The sequence below is a fragment of the Actinomycetota bacterium genome (genome assembly GCA_012837825.1).
GTDB lineage: Bacteria > Actinomycetota > Humimicrobiia > Humimicrobiales > Humimicrobiaceae > Humimicrobium.
Genome location: DUQM01000033.1, coordinates 1 through 18,996 on the forward strand (window position 1 = coordinate 1; position 18,996 = coordinate 18,996).

Here is an 18,996-nt window from a genome sequence, read left to right on the forward strand (position 1 = left end):
AAGATTTTTATTATATTAAGGTCTCACATTCTGTGAGACCTTAATAGTTTATCCGGCTTTATTTGTTATTTTAAAGCCTCCTTAAATTAATATTATTTTAATACTAATTAGGAGATTTGCACAAAGTTAGTTACAGAACCAAATAAAATGCCGGATATTTTTTTAAGAACAATAATCTATCGCAGTTAGCACCATAATCCTTATCAGCTTAAATACACTGTCCACATCAACATATTCATCTATGCCATGTGGGTTTGCTCCTACTGGCCCGAGAATGACCACTTCAGTATTGCTGACTTTCTTGAAAGCAAAAGCATCTGTTGCATATGGAATTCCTTCTTCAATGTAATTTAATCCAAGCATATCATAAGCTTTCCTGATTGAGGTCATTGCAGTATGATTGGTATCAGTACTGTGTCCGTATAAAAATCTGATTACATTTTCAATTTTTGGGAAATTATCTTTAAAATCATCGTCCCTGCCCAGCTCGCTTTTTATAAAATCAAGAAAATCTTTTTTATAACTTTCTTCATTCATAAATGAATAAGCTTCAAGCCAGAAATAGATATGGCCTTCTGTGGGAACAGCCCCGGATTCCAGGTAGCTGGAACCTCCTGAATAAAACTGGTATGTAAGCAGCTTGATTTTTTGATCTTCACTATAGGATGAAGGAGCCTTGATTTCCTTTATCTTATCATCATATTTTTTCAAAGCAAGCGCAATCCTGCTTAGCTTGTAAATAGGATTGCTTAAATCTGTATCAGCACCTATGCCTCCCACACCCTTTTCTGAAACAGAAATTTTCCAATCTGTTCCGCCAAGGGTTTCTATTCCAACTTTGAGATTTGTGAGTTCCGGAACGATTGCAAAATCAATATCAGGATTTCTGAGTCTTGCGGCTATAGTTCCGTTTACGCCTCCGTTTTCTTCGTCAACAACACTCTCTGCGAAGACATTTCCCTTAAGACTTATATTTAATTCTTTCAGACACTGTAATGCAATAAATCCTGCAAGAGTTCCTGCTTTCATATCCGCAGCTCCCCTGCCATACATTTTTCCGTCTTTGATTTTTCCACTGTATGGATCTTCAAAGACAGTCCATTTTTTGCCATAATCAGGCATGGTGTCTATATGTCCTGAAAAAGCAAGGTTTCTGCCGCCCCCTCTTCCCTCAAGCTTTGCAACAAGGTTTGGCCTGTCTTTATAATTTTTAGGCACACCGTCTATAGTAGGAAAAAAGAAAGGATTTTCTCTGATTCCTCTGACTTCATCTATATCAAACAGATCAATATCTTTTTCCGGAAAGATTTTTGAAATTTTGTTATAGATATATTCCTGTCCCTGTTTTTCATTACCCCCGGGCGGAAGATTTACCGTATTGGTTGAAATAAGACCCGATAAAAAAGATAGTATATAATCCTCTTTTTTACTAAGCCATTTATCTATTTCTTTAATGTAAGTCATAATTACTTCCTTTACAAATATGCAAACATTTCCATGGATACTCCGATGGCAGAACTTTTCATCTCTCTGTCTGTCCCATACAGCAAGATGCGTAATGCCATTAAGACAATGCCATTAGAATATTCTAAAAACTGCTCAATATGTTTAATAGGTGCTTTTCAGTCAACTGTTTAATTTCTTAAGCAATATTTTTGTTGCAGCTTAGACTTAATTAAAATTCTATGATTTTTCTGGTCTTTGCTGATTCTCGTGCTGCAAGCGCAACCTTAACTGCATTTCTTCCATCTGTAAAAGAAGCTCTCTCTATGGGAAGATTTTTATCCAGACAGTCCACAAAATACTTGCATTCAAGATAATACGGATCTTTTTGTTCTGATTCCAGTTTGTAAGTGTGTCCGCTTTCTTCATATATTGTGACACTCTCTACTTTATCTCTTTGCTCAATGTTTTTCCCTGCTCTAAAATCCCAGTCTATTACAGCAGTTTCACATATTACCCTTAAAAGCATGGTAAAAGGAAATTCGCCCATGAAATTCCATCCGCCTTCCGCTACTCCTGAACCTCCATTTTTAAACTCTATTGAGGTAGCTACATGCGAAAGACCTCCCAGAGCCGGATTAAATATACCCTGTGCTTTCAAAAACGCAGGTTCCCCAAATATCCAGAGAAGATAATCAAGATCATGTATGGATAAATCAAGCACAGCTCCACCGCTGTTTTCTTCACTATAACCCCATTTACCCTCATACCAATCCGGAGGCACACATAATCTTGCACAGGTTGCATGAAGGGGATTTCCATATTTTCCGCTGTCTATTAGTTTTTTTACATTCACATATTCCGGCCAGAACCTAAGCGTCTGCCCTACCATGGCAGCTACATTGTTTTTCTCTACGTCAGCTATCATCTGATCTGCTTTCTCCACGGAAAGAGCTAATGGCTTTTCACACAATATGTTTTTTTTCGCCTCCGCTGCTTTTTTTACAAGTGTAGGATGAGTACCTGTGGGAGTGCAGATATCAAGTATGTCAAAGTCCTCGCTCTCAAGAAGCTTGTCGAAATCATCATAATATTTGGCGCCAAATTCAGATGCAAGCTTCTTGCCTTTGGCCTCCACCCCGTCCACTACAGCAACTACTTTGGCATTTTCTATCATTTTATATGCGCTTCCATGTGTTTCACCCATAAAACCAGCACCTACTATTACAACTTTTTGCATATTACCCTCCAATCTGAAGTATTAATTATTTGCTTTATTTTATTAGTTAATTTACTTTATTTTATATATAATCTATAATAGTCGAATTTTTAAAAAATCATAAGCTTCCCGGACTGCAGCATTGGTTTCTTCAAGTGATTTCTGGCCACCATCAAACGCTATCTCTATGCCTATCAAACTCTTATAGTCTTTTATCAGCTCAGACATCTTTTTGTAATCAGGATTTCCTTCATCGGGTGCAGGAAAATTCCATTCTTCAGATCATCTTCCGCCACGCTCTTTAAGACGAAGAAATCTTAGGTACGGAAGTGCCTTTACAAGGTCTTTTTCAGCCTTTACAGCATTATAAACATGGCATTTGCATATTATTTGTTATAGCTTAGCTTTACGTTTGGATGATGTTCCAAACATCCTGGCTAAGTTTATAACTTTTTTAAAGTATCTTCGTTAAGACCTTTCAGATACTGCTCCGCTAATGCCGACAGCCATAAGTATTAAAAATCCTGCAGCAACATCTCTCCAGAAAGGATCTACACCTGTGAGTACAAGCGCATTACTAATTAAGCCAAACATAACAGCTCCCAAGAAAATCCCAAGAGCAGAGCCTTTTCCTCCGGCCAGGGATATTCCACCTACTGCAATTGCTGCCAATGCCGGAAGAGTGTAGGAAAAACCCGTACTGGGATAAACCACACCAAGTTGTGAAATCAGCACTAATGCTGCAACACCATAAAGACCACCCGCCAGCGTAAATGCGAGTATCTTAAATAACCTGACCTTAACACCTGAAAGATATGCTGCCTTTTCATTGCCACCTACTGCAAATAAAAGTCGTCCAAACTTTGTATATCTGTAGACAACATATGCGCTAATGATTACTATAATAAGTACTATTGTGGGCCAGGGTATAATTCCTCCCAATCTTTCAGAAAAAAATCTAAATCTGCCTGAAAGACTTATGTACGTTCCCCCACCCAGCAAAAGCGCAGCACCTTCATAAACTTTTGAAAGAGCTAATGTCACTATAAAAGAATGTGCCTTTATTCTGGTAACTATTATGCCATTAATTGCTCCTAAAGCCATCCCAAGCAATATAACAACTATTATGGTAAGCGCAATGCTTGTTCTTGATATCATAATTGCCATTACTATGCCCAGTACTGAAATTATAGGGCCTAAAGTAAGATCGAAATTACCGGATATAAGTACCGTCCCCATACCCACACACACAATCCCTGTAGTAGATACACCTAGCACTATATTAAAGAGGTTATTGATCGTTAGGAATCTGTGATTAATCAGAGAAACTATAACACCGATAATGATCATTATTATGATTAGAAAAACTGGCTGGTTTTTAAAAACCGCAGAAAGCCTGTTACCAGAGTTCTGTTCAAGATTGGAATTTGTTTTTGTATTCATATTTCGTTCCTCTAGTTTTTAAATTTATAGTGAATATTTTAGAATATTTTCTTCAGTGACTTCGTTGCCTTCCAATATCTTTATCATGCTCTTATCTTTCATAATGCCAACCCTGTCACTTATATTTGCCAGTTCCTGATTATCAGAACTAATTATAATAAATATCTTACCTCTTTCAGCAAGATTGTTTATCAACTCATATATTTCTTCCTTTGCACCAATATCTATGCCAATGGTAGGTTCATCGAGCATTATTATTTTGGATTCAGCCAGGAGCCACTTTGCAAGTACAACTTTCTGCTGATTTCCGCCACTTAAAAACTTTACTATCTTCTCTACGGAAGGCGCTTTAATATTTAGTTTGGCTGTCATTTCTTCTGTATCTTTTCTTTCCTTTTTCAACCTGAGAAAAAAGTTTGAATTTTTAACTAAATCGACGAGACTGATATTTGTGCAGATAGGCATCTCCATTATAAGTCCGTCAGATTTTCTATCCTCTGTTAAAAGTCCAACACCATTCTTAATAGCTTCTACAGGCGATTTTGGTGTTATATCTTTTCCACCATAAAAAATTCCTCCGGAATCTTTTTTATCAGCTCCAAACAGCATCCTTAATAATTCTGTCCGTCCTGAGCCAACTAATCCTCCAATACCGAAAACCTCACCTTTTTTTACTTCAAAAGATATATTTTCCACTACATTTTTTGATGAGTAGTTTTTAATTTCAAGCTTATCTTCATTGCTGATATTTTTTTCTTTTTTCCCAAACCATATAGTTTTTGCTCCAATCATCCTTGTTATCAAAGTATCCCTATCTATGTCTTTTACAAAATCTGTTGATACTTTTTTACCATCTCTAAGTATGGTTACCCTGCCTTTTAGCTTAAATATTTCATTAAGATTATGGGAAATATAAATTATGCCAACACCTTTTTCCTTGACATTATTTATAACTTTAAAGAGCTTGTCTTCTACTTCTTTATCCAAAGATGCAGTAGGCTCATCAAGTATGAGTATCTTTACTTCCTGCGAAAAAGCACGGGCAATGCTTAAAATTTTCCTTTCTACCGGTGACAAGGTGGCAACAATTCTTTTTGGATCTATATATACATCAATAAATTTAAAGATTTCTTTCGCAAAAGAACTGCATTTATTAAAAGAGAAAAAACCGCCCTTATTTGTTTGAAGATTGTCAATTAATACATTCTCGGCTACAGTCATCTCTTCAATAAAATGATCGACCTGATGAATTGTGCCAATGCCCTGGGCCAGTGATTCCGCAGGAGTGAAGGAATCATATGTTTTTTCAAATAATTCTATCTTGCCCTTATCAGCACGTATAGAGCCAGCTAGTATTTCTATCAGCGTGGATTTACCTGAACCGTTTTTACCCACCAGGCAGTGCGTTTCACCTGCATAAAGATCAAAGTCAACATTATCAAGAGCTCTTACACCAGGATATGATTTACAAATACCAGTCATCGATAATATCTTTTTTTTATCTAGCTGTTCCAAATTTACTTATCTCCCTGCTAAGTCAAAAGCTATTATAATGAAAAAGCAGGAGTTGTAACTCCTGCTTTTTTAAGTAAGTAGTTTATTTTAAAACTAATTCTCCGGTTGCCGTGTACTTTTCAGCTATTGGAATCCAGGATTCGTCAACTTCCCAGGGAACTATTTCATCTTTATAATTCTCAGGGGTCAGCCACTGGAACGGAGGTCTTATTTTCTGTGAAAACGGATCAATACCCTGCAGATAGTTCAATGTAAACGAGCCTGTAATTAATGCAAGCAATCCAGGTGACTGTCCGATTGCATAATCAAGAGTACCTGCTTCAAAATTTTCAACATCCAGTGGGCCTCCATTAACACTTATTACAACTTTCTTACCAAGAAGACCTTCCTGTTTTAAAGCTTCAATCGTTCCGCTGGCTGCTTCCTGGGAACAACAAACAATGACATCAAACTCTTTTCCGCTCTGGATAATGTCTTTCATAAGCTTCAATGATTCTTCCATACTATAATTGGAATATTCAGTAGCAACGAGCTCATAAGCTCCTGTTGATTCACCAACATCTTTTAGAGCATTATCCTGGTCAACAGTTGGGGCAAATCCGGGTATGCCTGCCATGTGGACAACTTTGGTCCCAAGGCCGAGCTCAGCAACTTTGTTACCTGCAAGTTCGCCCATATCGTAGTAATCAAAGGTGATATCCAGGAATGGTTTTCCGGGACCTTCCGCAACAGAAGAACTGTCAACTGCTATTGGTATTCCGGCATCATTAGCTTCTTTGCAAGCCATTTGAGCCGGATCAGGGTTTGTTGAAGTAAGAACTATAGCATCTACACCTTTTGCAATCATGTCTCTGACTCCCTGAAGATCTTTCTCTGCATCCCAGCCAGTTAAAGTACCTGAAGTTGCAACTCCATATTTTTCCATATACACGTTCCATGTTGTATCCCAAATTTTAAACCAGCCCTCCAGCGAAGGGATAACATAGCCTGTTTCAAAATCTGAGAGAGAAACTGCTTCTTCCGGTTTTTCTTCAGCATCTTTTGTAGTTGCCGGAGCTTCTGTCTCTGCAGGAGCTGTTGTCTCTTCAGCCACAGAAGTTTGTGTTTCTGCTTTACAGCCTGCAAGGGAGTATGCGCCAAGTAAAGAAAGACAAAGCACCGCTACTACCACCCATAAAGATATTTTTTTCATGTTTCCTCCTTTTTTTATCTAAGAAAGTAAAAAATATTCACCTTCTTTAAAATTCTTTTCTATATTCATGTTATTAATATTGCCTGCAGCTAATATCCCACTTTCTCCCAGTAATCAAACGGAGCCGCTATCTCATCACTTACATAAACCTGGGTATCAAGAATCTGAAAGATAGAGCTTGGAACAAGAGGGGTTACAGGACCTAAAAGAATAAGCCTTGATGTCATTCTCTGCCATGAAACAAATGTTCCCATAGTCTGAAGAGCATGAATCTCTATTCTTAATCTTGAACGGGCAACATCAGCTGGACCAATAGTTGCAGCTTTGGGCGGAACATTTGCAATATCGCCTGACTGCCCAAAAAAACCGTGAAGCGAATTCTGGCTGACTGTCAAAGGATGAAGAGTAACTATTCTTGCATCCATCTTCAGGTACTCTTCAATATCATCAGTTAAGAATTCTTCTACAGGATCAACAAAGGCAACATGACCTGCCCAGCCGGGACTTGAATAACAAACATCAGCTCCACCTTCTCCTTTCTCAACTATTAGCTTGGAGTAGTCTTTTATATTCTCATTGGTAGGATAAAAAACATTCTCAAGAGGCATACGAAGCTTTTCATCTATTTGATAATAAAAATGATCAAGAAGCGAACTGGAAAGACTTGCCTTATAGGTTATAGGAGCAATATTTCCATTCTCATCCGCCCACTCATCCATTGCAAATAAATAAACATTCCGGCAGTTTACCTTGTGAAAGTTAATGAGTTCGGCGACAGGAATATAAGTCTCCGGTTCAGGGTTTCCAAGTATAAAAACCTGACGCATATTTAAATCATCAGACATTTTTATTCTTGTAAAGATATCTCCGATAATTACAGGATGGGGATTCATCATGACCTTGATTTTCATCTTGTCATTGGAATATTTTTCAAGATCTTTCCCATGGATTTTCCTTACCTTTTCAAGAACCTCTTTATCCTTGAATGGTACAAAATCAGCTGGCTTAAATTTGAAATCATTCATTTTACTTACCTCACAATCGTTTAATTGTTATAAATCTATTACTCAAAATTATATAAATTCAAACAAAGCATTTTATCTGCAATCGGTAATATTTATTATTTCCCACTTTCTTTATTCATAAGATATTCCGGTTTTAAAGTTTTAAATTATATTTAATTACAACCGCAGGAATTTCTTATAACCAGATCCGATTCAATTCTTATTACCTTGTAATCCTCATTGCTGCCTTCAATTCTTTCAAACAGAATCTCCCCGGCTACCGTACCCATTTCGATATCAATTCTTTTAAGTGATGTAACGGGAGGATAAACAACAGATACAAAATCATAGTCATCAAAAGTAACAATGGCCAGGTCTTCAGGTATTTTAATCTTCTTTTCTATGATATATCTCAGGCAACCTATAAGCATATTGGCATTCATACAGTAAAGAGCTTCGGGCTTATGAGAGCTTTCAAGCAGTTCCCTGGTCGCCTCAAATGCTTTGCTCTTTTTCCAGTAAGCCACTTTTATAAATTTGTCATTTATTTCAAGCCCGTTTTCTTCAAGAGCTTTTTTATATCCTGTAAGCTTCTCAAAACTACTGGACTCTTCCAGAGGACCGCTTATGCAGGCAATATCTTTATAACCATGCTTTTTGATGAGATGCTCCACCAGCTTGTATGAACCTCCGACATCATCGCTTAAAACCTGGTCTATGTTTTTTATGTTTAATTTGTTGTCAACAACTACAATGGGAATACCGAAATTATTTATAATCGATGATATTTTTTTCTCACTCTTTGATATCGTTGCAAGAATGATGCCTTCGACTCTCTTTGAAATTGCAAGTTTTATTGCTCTTTCCTCAATATCTTCATCATTGCTGGTATTAAACAAAATAATGTCATAGCCTTTTTTTCTGAAATAATTTTCCACAGCAAGAACTGTGCTTCCAAAGAAATAATCAGATACATTGGGAATAATGACCCCAATGGTGTGAGTTCTTTTAATTCTCAGGCTTCTTGCCGCCCACTGGGGAGTATAATTCAACTCCTTTATGGCTGACAGGACTTTTTCTTTTACTTCATTTGAAATATATTTTTCATCATTCACGACTCGCGAAACCGTGGGGACGGAAACACCGGAAAACTTTGCTACATCTTTAAGCGTTACATTATTTTTTTTCATAAATTTAAAAATTAGTTTTATGAAAACGTTATTGAAAACGTTATCATAGATTATAAGATATCTATAAAAAAATGTCAATATCTGAAATTATTTTTTATCCCGGTATTTAAGGATCAAATTATACATCCTCATTCCGGGCGATCATTTCTGACAGCTCATCAAGTTTTTTCCTGATTTCGTCTATTTCTTCTCTTGTAGGTATATCCGATTTTTTTAGAATTTCTATGATTTTTTCTTCATCGCTCTTAACGATTTTCTTTTTCAGATTAACCAGTATTTTCTGCTGTTTTTCCGATGTTTCTTTTGCCTTTGCGGTAACATTCCTGATTAAATCCCTTATTTTCTCTTTTGTCTCCATGCTTGTCTTTTTGGTTTTTCCTGCAATATCTTCAATGATTTCTTCCTGTTTTTCTTTTAGCGGTTTACCCTTCTCCACAAGATATTCAAATCTTTCTCTTATGGTGTTTTCAAGCTCATTAGTGTTTGCTTTAGCTTTGTCCATAAGTTCCTGGATAAATTCTTTTTGTCTTTCTTTTGCCAGCTCGCCTTTTTCGATGAGATTCTGTGTAAGCTTTTCGGCCTTTTCATAAGTTAAAAATGCAAATCCAAGGCTTGCAAGATAGACATTTTCAAAAAGTTTTGCCATGATTTCCCCTTTTTAATTTTTGGCTTTTAGAAAATTATACATTAAAAATGAAAGATTATACTTACCTTTTATCCGAATTTATTTTTAGATACCGAATTATACATCCCCTCTATTAAAAAAAATATTAAAAGATGTTAAAATCATTTACCATGAGTGGACTTTTTGGAATTGTTTCATCTAAAGACTGTCGTCAATCCCTTTTTTACGGGACTGATTATCATTCCCACCTCGGAACAAAAAAAGCAGGTCTTGCAGTTTTTAACAGTAAGATGACCAGGGCTATTCACGATATTTCCACCTCCCAGTTTAAATCCAAATTTATTGATGAACTTCCCAATTTAAAAGGCAAAAAAGGGATAGGGGTCATAAGCGATTTTGATCCCCAGCCTATCATCATTTCCTGTTTATTTGGCAAATTTGCTCTTGTTACATCCGGACTGCTGAAAAATAAAAATGAGCTGGCAAAAGAAATAATGAGCCAGGGTGGAAGCTTTTCGGAAATGAGCAGCGGAATAATTAACTCAACAGAGGTCATCGGCAAGCTGATTGCAAGAAAAAACAATATAGCAAGCGGTATGAAACATGTTTTTGATAAGATATCAGGTTCAGTTTCGCTGCTGGTTCTTGCAAAGGAAGGAATTTATGCAGCAAGAGATATTTCCGGCAAGACAACACTTGTTATCGGACAGAATGATGAGTCATTTGCAATAGCATCTGAAACCAGCGCTTTCCCGAACCTGGGCTTTAAGCCGGTTCTGGAACTGCATCCAGGCGAAATCGTCCTTGTAACCAGTGAAGGATTGAAAGAAAAACAAGACACTTTGGAAAATGAAAAAACATTCAGAAATAGAAGGATCTGTTCCTTTCTCTGGATTTATACAGGTTACCCCGCTTCTTCTTATGAAGGTATAAACGTTGAAAAAGTCAGAGAGAATTGCGGAGCCAATCTTGCCAGAAACGATAAAATAGAAGCTGATTTGGTGTGCGGGGTTCCGGATTCAGGGACAGCTCATGCTATCGGCTATTCAATGGCTTCCGGAATCCCCTACAGAAGGTCTCTGGTCAAATATACCGATGGTTATGGGCGCAGTTATACCCCGCCTTCACAGGAGATAAGGAACAAGGTTGCAAAATTGAAACTGATACCAATTAGAAGTGTAATTGAAGATAAAAGAATAGTTGTGTGCGATGATTCCATAGTGCGTGGTACCCAGCTTAAAAATCAGGCAATTGAAAAACTCTGGCGCAACGGAGCAAAAGAAATTCATGTCCGTATCGCCTGTCCGCCTTTGATGTATCCCTGCCCGTATCTTTTATCAACCAGGACAAAAAAAGAACTGGCAGCCAGAAAAGTGATTAAAAAAATCACAGGTGAAAATAATTTTAATATTGAAGATTTTATTGATGACAAATCTCCGCTTTACCGGAAAATGGTAGATACCTCTCAGAAAGAACTGGGAGTTACTTCTCTTAAATACCAGACTATCAGTGACATGGTAAAAGCCATAGGGCTTCCCGAAGAGAAGCTGTGTCTTTACTGCTGGACCGGCAGGGACTAATATTAAAAATCCCGGTAAATTAATATAAAATTTTTTTGATCAAGAGATACCCCGGGTCTTTTGAGTTTATCTGCCGGAAATACTTTTGCTCCTTTTGACTCAAGTGAGGAGGAGATAAAAAAAGCTGAAATCATAAAAAATAATCCCATTGAAAAAGCCTGGATAAAGGATACCTAAAAAGCAAGAGGATAAGCAGATTTAAATGGATGCGTTCATAATAATACCGGAATCCCAAAGGAGCTGTAAGTAATCGCAACATGTGAAAGAACTACCATATTACCGGGATTATTCTTAAATTATCTATATCTGAAAGCCTTCCTATGCTATTCTTCATCCTGCTTCTTTTTATTTTTAACTTCTATAATATAAAACAAAAGAACTATAAAAGAAGCGCCAAAATATATGTAGATAAATAGTTCCCCGTAAAGGGAGTAAAATGATTTTTTATTATTGAGATAAACACTCCCGTATAGTATTTCCTTCTTTCCTATTTCAGTTTTTGCAAGGATTCTGCCATAAGGATCTATGACAGCAGATATTCCATTGTTGCCTGAATGCACCATGAAACAATTATTTTCTATTGCCCTGGTTTTGGAAAATATTACATGATGCCATGCAGCAATGCTTTCCCTAAATCCTGCCGTATCAGTAAAAGTAAATAAAATATCTGCACCCGTTTTTCTATATATTCTTGATATAATCTGCAATATCGATTCAAAACATATATTAGCCCCTATGTTCCCTTTTCCCGGATAGTTTAGCAATATAAGTTCTTTTGCAGGAGTGATATTCAGTTTTGCCATATTCATAAAACTTAAAAACTCGAATATATCGGGGTAAGGCATGTATTCTGCGCATGGAAGAGGATGGATCTTATCATATCTCCCGATTATTTCAAGCTTAGGATTATAAAGATAAACAGTATTGTAGTAATTATTTTCTTCATCCCATACTATCTGTCCCATTATGAAATAAAGATTTTCTTCTGCAGCTGTATTTCTGACCCATTTGTAAAATGAATTATTTCTTTCCTGCTCAAGCAAGCCCCATATTACACTTTCAGGAAAAACAATAAGCTCCGTACCTTCTTTAAAATACTTTTTATCCGATTCCATTCTCTGTGGTATCAGTACATCCGTATCTGTCGCAAATTTATCATCAAATGATACATTAGGCTGAACCATTGCAATTTCAAGTTTTTCTCCTTCATATTGATTGCTGTTTTTTCTGATATAAACTGTACCGAAAATCACATTTAAAAGGATGACGGCTACTACTGTTATTGAAAAAATAAAAACCGGTTTTTTAAAAAAGCTTTTTCTCAAAACAGCATGATTTCCGGGTTTATTCCTGGATTTTGCTACGAGCTGACATGATGCTTTATTATTAAAATCTTCATTAAAATTAGTTTTGGCAGATATATATGCAATGCCTGAGCCGGACTCTACAGAAGATAATCGCAAATTAATAAAATACATTATTATTTCAGCACAGCAAAGATTAAGAAGAACTATAAGAAGAGATACGCCCAGAACTCCTGTTAACTTGCTTAGCTGCATGATCGGAAGGAACGAGTGCTGGGAATAGCCGAGTACTCCCCATGGGAATGCAAGAAATGTCCTGTGTCTTAAAAACTCTACTGCTATCCACACAGAAGAAATAAGCAGAATTCTAAGACACGCCCATTTTATTTTTAAAAATATTAATTTAAATATAAAACCATAAAAAATGAAAAAAACTGAAAGCAGCCCGAGTATGGGAAACCAGTAAACATAACTGTACTCCGTAAACCAGTAAGTTATCCCCGCAAAAAATAATAATCCGGTAAGAGCGCTGAGAAATATTGCTGAACGGAAATTTGATTTTGATAATGCAATAATATATGAAATAAGAGCAAACCAGGAAAGAAAAGCAAGATTATCGGTAAAAGAGAGTATAAGCATTACCGAAGATAGCAAAATCAGAAACAATCGTTTGTAAATTCTCATTTAATCCTTTAAAGGCCTTAAATATTTTTCATATACTCTCTAATTATATTCGAATATCAAAATAATTTAATAACGACTTTTTTATACTCGGAAAATTTACAGTAAACTACTTTCTGAAAAGATTTAAAAACCTCTGCCAGAAAGTTTCTTTTTCTATCTCCTCCTGTTTATCGGAAACAGCGATTTTTTCCGTTTTTATTGCATCAGTCTGCATAATAAACTGAACCTGTGAATTTGTATTGCCGGTATCCATAAAGGAATTATAGTCATCTGACAGTTTGTTAATTTCTTTTTCAATAACAATTCCTTCATTAACTTTGTCAATATTTTCAATAACCTGACTTTTTATTTCATCAATTCCCTCTTCTTTCAGTTTCTGAATACCCTCTTTAATTTTTGAACTGCCATCTGCAAGCTTGCCGACATCTTCCGGCATTGAACTGATTTCCGCATATAATTTGTTTGTTCCTTCAAAAAGCTCACCGACCGCACCACCATACTGTTCCCATGCTGAAAAGAGCCTGCTTTGCCCGCCTGCAAGCAGTTCAAAGCTCTGAATCATAAGTATTAGGTTTGATGAAAACTGTTCCATTCCTCCTTTATAGTCATTTACTCCTGCAGAAAGTAAACTAATTCCTGCTGATAGATCACGCATTCCGGCACTTGCCCCCTGTGCACCAGTATTAACACCATTAATAAGCGCTCCTTCCGCTGTTGCCAGACCATACAGCTGCTGATATGTCGGGTTTGTTGGGTCTGAATTTACAAGGCCTTGGACAATAGCCATTAGATTTGTGTTTATGTTCCTTAGCTGCTCTATAGCAACTGCCATATCATCTGCTCCCTGTGAAAGCCTTGATGCGCCGGCTGCTGACTGATCAAGCCCGTTTTTAATACCCTCCAGATTTGAGGTAAGCTGCTGAACTGCATTGATAACTTCGCTTCCATTCCGGGTAAATTCATTTAATCCATTGCCTATCTCTTGAAAGCCACTGCTCATATCATCATTGCTTTCACTTAAAACATATAAGCCATGATTTATTTCCGATATGGCATTGACAAGATCGGAGCTTCCGTCTTTTAATTTAGTCAGTCCATCACCAAGTTTTTCACTCCCTTCAATTATCTCCTTTGAGCCGTCTGACATTTCTGCCAGGCCACTATCAAACTCTTCAAGATTCTTTTTGCTATCTTCAAGATCAGTAATAGCAGGTATCTCAGATGGAATTACAACTATGTTTATAGGCTCAAGCTGTATGTCTTTACCTTCCATCTGTAAGGTAAAGTCAGATTCAGGAAACGGAAAATCAGCAAATGAAATATTCATTATTTTACCGGTAAGCACTTTTGTCGCACCTTCTGCCTGAATATCCGTAAATTTTGTAACATCTGCTTTTATGCTTAACTGAACCATCAAAGGAGTATAACAGTCTTCTTTAGATATTCTGTTGTTTCCCAGATAATCTTTATAAAAAATATTTTCTTTATTCTTTAACTTGTTTTCCACATTGATTTCTATTTTAAGACTGCCTGATTTTCCTGCTATATCTTTTCCCGGCATATCCTTGCCGTCCAGATAATATTTAATATCTATTTTTACAGGTATCTCTTTTGAGGTTGTTCCCTGGTAGAACAAATTTCCTGATTCAAAAGAATCTGCATTCCAGATTATCTTATTTCCTTCAGTTTCAGGCGCAGCCTCATTAATCATGCTTTTTATTGCATCATATTCCCCATAATCAATATAGCTTCCTTCATTATCTGATAATCCCGCAATATTTAACCAGTTAACTGTTTTTACTTCCCTGACACTTCCGTCATTATTCAGACTGACATAAACTGTTTCGTTTTTTGTTTCAGGCAGTTTTGTAAAACCTGTGGTAAATAAAAAAAGCAGGGATATTGAGACGATAGTAAGTATTTTTATTATTTTATTTTTTATTATCTTATTGCTTTTCATTTTTGCTCCCATAAAATTTATTTTTTTAAGTTTCCGGCTCTTCTCTTCCATCCAAGCGATGTCCACCCTATAAGTTTGTCAAAAATAAGGAACATGACCGGAAGTCCAATAAGGCTTATTATCATGCTTACAATTGCTCCTCTTCCTATGATCAGCGTAAATTCCTTTGTCGTTTTGATGCTTGAGAAAAGAGCTATGACAAGAGTTGCGGCAAACAAAATAATTGCGCTTGAGAAAATTGATTTTCCGCTGTCCTTAATCGCCTGCATGGCGACTTCGTCATTTCTTGAAAATATCTGCCTGTTTTCCTTATATCTTGAAGTAAACAAAATAGCGTAATCTATTGTCGCCCCGAGCTGTATTGCGCCAATAAATATAGGTGTCAAAAAAGAAAGAGATGTTCCTGAAAAATAAGGAATTGCCATATTAAACCATATGCCGGACTGAATAATCAGAATTAGCAAAGCCGGAATTGAAAATGACTTAAAACTTATTCCGATTATAAGGGCAACAAGGCCTATAGAAATAAAGGAAACATTCCTGAAATCTTTTGTAGAAATAATCCTGATATCATTATTTAGAACACTTTCACCCGTAAGATAATATTTTTCATAATATCCGGATGTTGTGTTATTTATTTTCTCAATAAGCTCTCCTGTTTTAGGATCATCAATATCAGTTCCAAGCTGAATTATTATGTTTGAATATTTCCCGCTCTGGAATTTTTCTGCAACTTCTTTAGGAATAAAGGAATCAGGTATAGTGCTGTCGACTGCATCAGAAAGCCCGGCAACCTTGATAATTCCATCCAATTCTCTTATTTCTCCGATAAGCCTGCTTTCTTTAACCCTGTCACTGTCTTCAAGAATAAGGTAGGTAATATTTCCGGTATTGAATTTTTCTTTTATTCTGTTGTTATCAACTACTGATTTTGCATGTTCAGGAAGCTGCTTTTCTGAAGAATAATAATACTTAAGATTTGACTGCGCCATATATGATGGAACAATTATAATTATAAGCAGCACAAGAAAAACCCATTTGTATTTTAAGATCCACCTGGATATAAGATTAAAACTCGGCAGAAAAACCCTGTGCCTGGTTTTTTCAATGACTTTGTCAAATACCACAATAAGAGAAGGAAGCAGGAATATAGTTGTAATAAGACTTAATACTACTCCTTTTGCAAGCACAAATCCGAGATCCTTTCCTATTCCTATCTTCATGACCAGAAGCGCTAAAAATCCGGCAATCGTGGTAAGAGAACTCCCGCTAATGGCTGTTACTGCTTTTTTGATGGAACTTACCATTGCGCTTTCTTTTGAAGTGTTAAGTTCTTTCTCTTCATGATAACGGTGTATCAGAAATATTGAATAATCCATTGAAACTGCAAGTTGCAGTATGGCTGCCACAGAATTTGTAATATAAGATATTTCCCCGATAAAATAATTTGTTCCCATATTAATAAGAATGGCAGCACCTATCGAAAAAAGTATCAGCAGCGGTTCAATAATGGAAGTTGTTGCAAGAAAAAGAACAAGAAGTATGACAGCAAGTGCAATGACCATATATATTATCATTTCCTTGTTGACTATGCTTTGGAACTCATGAAGCATTGCAGGCTGACCGCCAAGATAATAATCTTCATCACCAACAAGTTTTTTTATTTCATCAATTACCTCAAGATTATTGCTTCCATTTTTATTTTCACCAAGACGCACCTGAAGTATTGTAGAATTTTCAGATATAAAATTTTCTTTTATGTCATCAGAAATAAACTCAGGAGGCACCTTGATGTCGGCATAATCATCAAGCCAGTCAACCGACCCGACTCCTTCTAGCTTTAGGATTTCTTCTTTGATTTCCATTACTTCCCATATCTCCTTGTCATGAACTGCAAGATAGACAGTTTCAGCAAGCCCAAAGTTCTCATTCAGAATTATCTGACCTTTTTTTGAATTAAGATTGTCGGGAATATATGAAAGCAGATCGTAATTTATTTTTGTTTTAATCATCCCCAGCACTGAAGGGATAATAAGAATCAAAAATATTATAATAACGGCTACTCTTTTTCCTACTACAAATCTACCTAACTTTTCCATGGCACTATAATTACCTTATATTCAAGCTTATATTTAATATATTATTTTAAATTGATTGTTTAAAACAGTTGTATGATATCAGTGCAAAAACAGTGTGTCAATATTTTTTGAATTATTTTTTTTGAGAAGGTAAAATATTTAAATATCTACTATATAAATTTATAGAGATAAATGATTTTTTATAAGAGTGTATGGGTATTTATAATTTATAAGGGTATAAGAGTATATGGGTATTTAAAAGGATATCTGAGCATTTATAAAATAGAAGCTGATGTGTTATTTACTTTAAAATGCTGCTCACTACGGAAGAAGCATACCTGTCTATGACAGTAAAGTCGTTAAAGTTCTGCCCAATGTCTTTTCCCAGACCCTTGCTGATAATTATTGGAAAACTGATGCCTGATATTAACTGGGTCACTTTTTCTGCAAGAAACTGGTCATCATTACTATTAGTCAGCTTTGAGATTATTTTTTTTAAAAACACGCCGTTTTCGTCAATAAGTTTTTCTATAAAAATACCGGGGCTTCCCTTATTTAATATCTTTTTTGCAATAATCCATATTATCCCGGTATTTTTTGAAAGCAGTTCCATCATTGCTTTTGCCCACTCTATAAGTGTAAGTTTTGTATATGAATCTTCTTTTCCGAGAATGCTGCTTACTTCCTGTACTTTTTCAGCAAAGTATATCTCTACCTCATTTAAAAGGTTGCTTGTTGATCTGAAATAATAATTGACCGCTGAAAGATTTACATTTGCAACTTTGGAAATCTCCCTTACCGTAAATTTTACAGTACCTTTCTGTCCTATGATTTTAAGGACAGCCTTTATTATTCTTTCCCTGGTTTCCGATTTTTCTTTCTGTATCATCTTTATTTATCAGGCCAAATTAGTAAAAAATTTATAATCATATACATATTAACTAACAGTTCTGCCTTAATGCTCGTGATATCAGGATTTATTATAGCAATAAATACAGTATATGCTAAATAAAAGAATTTTTAGAGATCTTATTAATCAAATCCTGTCTTTCCTATATAAGTTATAGAATTATTCACCTTCTTTGATAGCTTAATTGAAATTAGCCATTTTAGCATTGGACAACTGTTTGTCCAAATTTTCCTTTAAAGAAAAAAAGGTACATAGAAATTTTTCTACAATTCCCATAAGTCTACTTAAATTATTTTTATTAATTGGATTTTCACCATGTATTAATATTGAATAATTTCTGATCCCCATTATGTCCCTTATTGATGAGTCTTGGCAATAATTAATACCCAATTCATTATTCAAATGTTTTAAAATTTCATAGTTATCAGTCATTCCTGAAGTTGTTTTTTTGCCCTGCTTGTATCCGATTTTTGTAGTTATTTCAGAAGGCAAGATCTTTAACTGATTTTCTTTTATATCAGCGGGATCAATTTTGTATTTATAATACAGCACATTTTGTGAAATAAGCTCCATTACTCTGTAAAGCCGGATGAGTGCATCATCAAATTTTCCTTCATTATCTCTTCTCTTCGCATTAAGAAAAATATCAACTACAAGTTCCCTGGGGTATTTTGTCTTTTTCTTTTCGTCGCATAATTTTTCAAGAAAAGAAAAATTATTCCTATATTTTTCATAATCTAAATCTTTAATAAGTTTTATTTTTTCTTTAGCCTTGTTTAATTCCCCAAGTGCTTTTTCATAATTGAATTTATCCCATAAACTATAGGAAGAAATTAGAAAGTCATATGC

General features: G+C 35.7%; 14 protein-coding genes. 1 reads left to right on the plus strand and 13 read right to left on the minus strand.

What is annotated here, in order from left to right; translation table 11 throughout:
- Window positions 1-162: 162 nt before the first annotated feature.
- From GXZ93_02690 to GXZ93_02725, 8 genes are all read right to left on the minus strand, one after another.
- Window positions 163-1,464 carry a M20/M25/M40 family metallo-hydrolase gene (locus tag GXZ93_02690; protein ID HHT78690.1) on the minus strand — a complete coding sequence of 434 codons (1,302 nt, stop codon included), beginning with the start codon at window positions 1,462-1,464 and terminating at the stop codon, window positions 163-165.
- Window positions 1,465-1,675: 211 nt separating this feature from the next.
- On the minus strand, window positions 1,676-2,683 hold the full coding sequence (locus GXZ93_02695) for a Gfo/Idh/MocA family oxidoreductase (protein ID HHT78691.1): 1,008 nt from the start codon (window positions 2,681-2,683) through the stop codon (window positions 1,676-1,678).
- A gap of 447 nt (window positions 2,684-3,130) precedes the next feature.
- Entirely contained in the window at window positions 3,131-4,105 is a 975-nt protein-coding gene (locus GXZ93_02700; GenBank protein HHT78692.1) for an ABC transporter permease, read from the minus strand.
- 24 nt (window positions 4,106-4,129) lie between these two features.
- On the minus strand, window positions 4,130-5,620 hold the full coding sequence (locus GXZ93_02705) for a sugar ABC transporter ATP-binding protein (protein HHT78693.1): 1,491 nt from the start codon (window positions 5,618-5,620) through the stop codon (window positions 4,130-4,132).
- Between the two features lie 82 nt (window positions 5,621-5,702).
- Window positions 5,703-6,812 carry a sugar ABC transporter substrate-binding protein gene (locus GXZ93_02710; protein HHT78694.1) on the minus strand — a complete coding sequence of 370 codons (1,110 nt, stop codon included), beginning with the start codon at window positions 6,810-6,812 and terminating at the stop codon, window positions 5,703-5,705.
- Between the two features lie 89 nt (window positions 6,813-6,901).
- The gene (locus tag GXZ93_02715; GenBank protein HHT78695.1) at window positions 6,902-7,837 is read right to left on the minus strand and encodes a hypothetical protein; all 936 of its coding nucleotides are present in this window, start codon (window positions 7,835-7,837) and stop codon (window positions 6,902-6,904) included.
- Between the two features lie 152 nt (window positions 7,838-7,989).
- Entirely contained in the window at window positions 7,990-9,006 is a 1,017-nt protein-coding gene (locus GXZ93_02720) for a LacI family transcriptional regulator (GenBank protein ID HHT78696.1), read from the minus strand.
- Window positions 9,007-9,124: 118 nt separating this feature from the next.
- The gene (locus GXZ93_02725) at window positions 9,125-9,652 is read right to left on the minus strand and encodes a hypothetical protein (protein ID HHT78697.1); all 528 of its coding nucleotides are present in this window, start codon (window positions 9,650-9,652) and stop codon (window positions 9,125-9,127) included.
- A gap of 149 nt (window positions 9,653-9,801) precedes the next feature.
- Here GXZ93_02725 and GXZ93_02730 point away from each other — a divergent pair, with 149 nt between their 5' ends.
- Window positions 9,802-11,211: an amidophosphoribosyltransferase gene (locus tag GXZ93_02730; GenBank protein HHT78698.1), complete on the plus strand. Its 1,410-nt coding sequence runs from the start codon at window positions 9,802-9,804 to the stop codon at window positions 11,209-11,211.
- Between the two features lie 323 nt (window positions 11,212-11,534).
- Here the strand turns inward: GXZ93_02730 and lnt are convergent, their stop codons facing one another.
- The 5 genes from lnt to GXZ93_02755 form a co-directional block, all read right to left on the minus strand.
- Window positions 11,535-13,199: an apolipoprotein N-acyltransferase gene (lnt, locus tag GXZ93_02735; GenBank protein ID HHT78699.1), complete on the minus strand. Its 1,665-nt coding sequence runs from the start codon at window positions 13,197-13,199 to the stop codon at window positions 11,535-11,537.
- A 106-nt stretch (window positions 13,200-13,305) separates the two neighbouring features.
- Window positions 13,306-15,159, minus strand: a complete 1,854-nt coding sequence (locus tag GXZ93_02740; protein ID HHT78700.1) for a hypothetical protein — start codon at window positions 15,157-15,159, stop codon at window positions 13,306-13,308.
- Between the two features lie 17 nt (window positions 15,160-15,176).
- On the minus strand, window positions 15,177-17,258 hold the full coding sequence (locus GXZ93_02745) for an MMPL family transporter (GenBank protein ID HHT78701.1): 2,082 nt from the start codon (window positions 17,256-17,258) through the stop codon (window positions 15,177-15,179).
- Between the two features lie 280 nt (window positions 17,259-17,538).
- Window positions 17,539-18,126, minus strand: coding sequence for a TetR/AcrR family transcriptional regulator (locus GXZ93_02750; protein ID HHT78702.1), 588 nt, complete (start codon window positions 18,124-18,126; stop codon window positions 17,539-17,541).
- A 201-nt stretch (window positions 18,127-18,327) separates the two neighbouring features.
- Window positions 18,328-18,996 (minus strand): TIGR02710 family CRISPR-associated protein (locus GXZ93_02755; GenBank protein ID HHT78703.1); only part of this gene is annotated, 669 nt, incomplete at its 5' end.